Raw genomic sequence first — 4,185 nt, 5'->3', positions numbered from 1 at the left:
CCTCCCCGTGTGGTGGTCGGGCGCGGCATTCGCGGGCGTGGGCCTCGCCGGCGCGCTCGCGGGCGCGGTGGCCGTGTCGATGCTGATGCTCGGCAGCGTGCCGCCTGCGCATGAGCCGGGCTATCTGACAACGACGTTCGGCGGACCGAGCGTTGACTGGAGTGATGAATGAGTGAGCGTGGCTGGAAATTCGTCCTCGTCGGTTCGGTCGTGCTGAACGTATTCATGCTCGGCGCGATCGGCGGCGGCGCGTATCAGTGGTTCTCGACGCATCGCGACCTGCGGGCCGCGGGCGCACCGGCGTCGCGCACCGCGTTGCGTTTCGCCGCGGACGGATTGCCGGACGCGCGCCAGCAGGAATTCGTCGCGGCGCTGAAGGCGGCGCGCAAGGACGGCCGCGATTTCGCGCGGGAAGGGCGCGACGACCGGATCACCGTGCTCGATCTGCTCGCCGCGCCGCAACTCGATCGTACGGCGATCGACGCCGCGCTCGACCGCACGCGCGCGGCCGATACCGCGCTGCGTGCGCAGGTCGAGCGCAGCGTCGTCGATTTCGCGGCGACGCTGACGCCGGACGAGCGTGCTAAGTTCGTCGACGGATTGCGGCGTAGCGGCAACTGGCGGCTGCCGCCGAAGTGGCAGAAGAAGCAGGGCGACGCGGGGAGCCAATAAGGAAACGCCGCGCGGACGACGCGCGGTGGTGCGCCTTGTCAGTCATGTGCAACGCATGCGCTGAAGGCCGATCGGCAACGCTTGCGGGCACGCTTCAGCAAGGGATCGCAAAGAAGCCGCGCGCCGTTACGCGGCGGGCGCATTCAACGGGCAAGCATCCACGTGGAGATCGCGTCGACCACGCCGCTCTCCAGGCCATTGAAGCCGTGATAGGCAAATGCTTCGCACGGATCGCCCCGGGACGTGCCGCCCGACACGATCATCAGGTCGGCTTTCGGCGACTTGTCGAGCTTCTTCATCAGAGTATCCGTTTCGGACACCGGACAATTCCTGCAGCCGTCTTTCTCGTGATGCACGACGAGCACCGGAATCCGGAGGCTGGCAAGGTTCATGTCCGTGACCGCGGTACCGCCTCGACCTTCGCGGAGGATGGTGGATGTCAGCACGATACCGTCGGGCCCGCCGCCGTCGGCCAGTGCAATCGCAATGGCAGCAACGGACTGCGTGCCGCGGCTCGTCCCGACCAGCCAGACCGGTACGTGCAGTTGCTCCCTCAACCAGGCGATCACCGCGCGTGCGTCGTCGGCATGTTCCTTCGAGAGTCGAAAGCCGTTGAGATAGGGCTCGGATTGGTGGTCGCTCGGTGCATCGATGACCGCGACAGCGATGCCGTCATTCACGAACAGCTGCCGGGTGCGGACGAGAAAGTTGCCTGCGCCCCATCCGAACCGTCCGGAAGGCTCCAGTTGCAGCCCGCCGTGTCCGCCGGCATAAAGAATGGCCGCGGCCTTCGGTGCGTCCGGCGCGATGAAGAGAAACCGCTGAGTCACGCCGGGACGAGTCGGAATGTCGACGACCTTGGGCTGGTTCTGCGCATGCGCCGCATGGACGTGCAGCGTCAACACGACGGCGAGCAGCCACGCGGTTGTCCAGCGCGAAGGCGGGCGCATCGAACGGAAGCGACGAAATCGCGCACGCAGGCTGACGGGACGGTTTGGCATCGTGACGGTGGCCGGCGCACTCCGCCGTGGCCGGCCGGCGTGCGGCAGCTTCTCCTGGTCAATGTAGTGGCGCCACGTCGACGCGATTGTGCCGGGCCGTGGCTGCCCGAACCGTCGTCTTCTCCCCGACGCGCGGCGCCCAATGCGATTCGACGAACCGAACGATTTCGCCGTTATCGCGCTTGAAGCAGCGCGTGCCGTCCTTCATGCCTTCATACGAACGTCGTTACACGAGTCTAGATCGCTTTCCGGGAAGGGCAAGCGCCTGGCGGCTTCGACGCAGCGAGCAGGGATTCGCCGATTCCGGGTTTCCACCCGCGAGCGTGGCGATCCGAGCCGGTCAGGTTTGTGAAAGGTGAAAGCTTTTCATCCGGATTTCGAAGCATGCACAGCCTGCGGCAACGCACGGAACGACGATTCGGCGGCTGGGCGATCCCCCGATTCGCTGCATCGGTCAGTCGAATCCGCGATGGAAATTCAGACGGCAGCACGCATTCAACGCCACGCGACGAATCCAGAAAATTCGTCTTCGCAGCGACGGATTTCCCGCCGACCGACGTTAAACACGGGTACGCATCGCGAGAGCCCCGTCATGGACCACCCGAACGACATCACACCGGCTGCCATCGCGCTGAACCGCTTCGGTCTCGGCGCGCGGGCCGACGAAGCGCCGCCAGCCGACCCGAAGGCAGCGCTCGTCGCGCAATTCGACCGTTACGACGCACGGCCGGCCGCGTGGGCCGGCGAGCCCGACGCGGTCGCGCTCGCCACGCGCTTCGCGAATGCGCGCAATGCCATGACCGGCGACGATCCGGCCACGAAACGCGCGACCGAGCAGTCGATCCGGCGCGACGGCAACGACACGTATCGCAGCGCCGTCGGCGCACGGCTGAACAGCGCGCTGAACACGCCCGCGCCGTTCGTCGAGCGTCTCGTGCATTTCTGGGCGAACCATTTCGCGGTGTCGGTCGACAAGGGGCCGGTGGCGGCCTACGCGGGCGCGTTCGAGCGCGACGCGATCCGTCCGCACGTGCTCGGCCGGTTCGAGGACATGCTGGTCGCCGTCGAGCAGCATCCCGCGATGCAGCTCTTCCTCGACCAGGCGCGCTCGGTCGGCCCCGACAGCCCGGCCGCGTTGCGTGCCGAAGCGCGCAATCCGTCGGGCAGGCGCGGGCTCAACGAGAACCTCGCGCGCGAAATCATGGAGTTGCACACGCTCGGCGTACGCACGGGTTACACGCAGGCCGACGTAACGGAATTCGCACGTGCGCTGACGGGCTGGAGCATTGCCGGCGGGCGCGGCCCGCAGCCCGGCGATGCGGCGCCCGGCGCGTTCGTGTTCCGCCCGAAATTGCATGAGCCCGGCGCGCGGACCGTGATGGGGCGCAGCTACGACCAGCCCGGCGAAGCGCAGGCGCGCGCGATCCTGCACGACCTCGCGCATTCTGAGGCGACCGGCCGGCATATCGCGTTCCAGCTTGCCCGTCATTTCGTCGCCGACAATCCGCCGCCCGCGCTGACCGACCGGCTGGCCCGCGCGTTCGATGCGAGCGGCGGCGATCTGCCGACCGTTTATCGCGCACTCGTTGATGCACCCGATGCGTGGTCGCCGGTCAACCGCAAGTTCAAGACGCCGTGGGAGTGGGCCGTGTCGTCGCTGCGCGGGCTCGGCTGGCACGACACCGGCGACCTGAAGGCCGCGCCGCTGCTCACGCAGCTCGGCCAGCCGGTGTGGCGGCCGGGCTCGCCGGCCGGTTACGACGACGTTGCCGCGAGCTGGGCCGCGCCCGACGCGCTCGTGCGCCGCGTCGAACTCGCGCAGCGGCTGGCCGCGCGCACGGGTGACCGGCTCGACGCGCGCACGCTCGGTAACACGCTGCTCGCCGGTTCGTTGAGCGCGCCGACGGCAACCGCGCTGTCGCGCGCCGAAAGCGCAACCACGTCGCTTGCGCTGTTGCTCGTATCGCCCGATTTCCAACGGAGATGACCATGGCACTGTCCCGCCGACAATTCCTGAGCGTGGCCGCCGCCGGTGCCGGCGCGATCCTCGTCGCGCCGCGGATCGTGTTCGCGAACGTCGAGACCGACCGGCGCTTCGTGTTCGTGATCCAGCGCGGCGCGGCCGACGGCCTGAACATCGTCGTCCCGTATGCGGAGCCCGCGTATGCGTCGCTGCGCGGCCCGCTCGCGATCGACACGGCGGCCGCGACGCGGCTCGACGGCACGTTCGCGCTGCATCCGTCGCTCGTGCAGACCGCGCAGTTGTACCGCGACGGGCAGGCGCTGTTCGTTCACGCGATTGCGTCGCCGTATCGAGACCGCTCGCACTTCGACGGGCAGAACGTGCTCGAGACGGGCGGCCGCGCACCGTACCAGGTGAAGGACGGCTGGCTGAACCGGCTCGCCGCGCTGCTGCCGGCCACGCGTGAAAGCGCGATCGCGTTCGCGCCGACCGTGCCGCTCGCGTTGCGCGGCACCGTGCAGGCCGCGTCGTACGCGCCGTCCGGCTTGG

Annotated in this window: 4 protein-coding genes; 3 read left to right on the top strand and 1 reads right to left on the bottom strand. The window is 68.6% G+C overall.

The window, feature by feature from the left end; genetic code table 11:
• Window positions 1-168: 168 nt before the first annotated feature.
• Window positions 169-672: a periplasmic heavy metal sensor gene (locus G3O06_RS46825; RefSeq protein ID WP_174982444.1), complete on the top strand. Its 504-nt coding sequence runs from the start codon at window positions 169-171 to the stop codon at window positions 670-672.
• A 143-nt stretch (window positions 673-815) separates the two neighbouring features.
• On the opposite strand, the gene G3O06_RS46820 is transcribed toward G3O06_RS46825, so the two are convergent.
• Window positions 816-1,622: an alpha/beta hydrolase gene (locus G3O06_RS46820; protein WP_205820146.1), complete on the bottom strand. Its 807-nt coding sequence runs from the start codon at window positions 1,620-1,622 to the stop codon at window positions 816-818.
• Window positions 1,623-2,265: 643 nt separating this feature from the next.
• Here G3O06_RS46820 and G3O06_RS46815 point away from each other — a divergent pair.
• Both G3O06_RS46815 and G3O06_RS46810 read left to right on the top strand, forming a co-directional pair.
• Complete coding sequence (locus G3O06_RS46815; protein WP_205820145.1) at window positions 2,266-3,660, top strand: DUF1800 domain-containing protein; 1,395 nt, start codon at window positions 2,266-2,268, stop codon at window positions 3,658-3,660.
• Window positions 3,657-4,185: twin-arginine translocation signal domain-containing protein (locus G3O06_RS46810; protein ID WP_205820144.1), on the top strand; the 529-nt coding region annotated here is incomplete at its 3' end. The genes G3O06_RS46815 and G3O06_RS46810, both read left to right, overlap by 4 nt.

Source organism: Burkholderia sp. Ac-20345 (genome assembly GCF_017104825.1).
Classification (GTDB): domain Bacteria; phylum Pseudomonadota; class Gammaproteobacteria; order Burkholderiales; family Burkholderiaceae; genus Burkholderia; species Burkholderia lata_B.
Note: the sequence above shows the minus strand (reverse complement) of the source record. Positions and strands in the feature narration are given on the sequence as shown.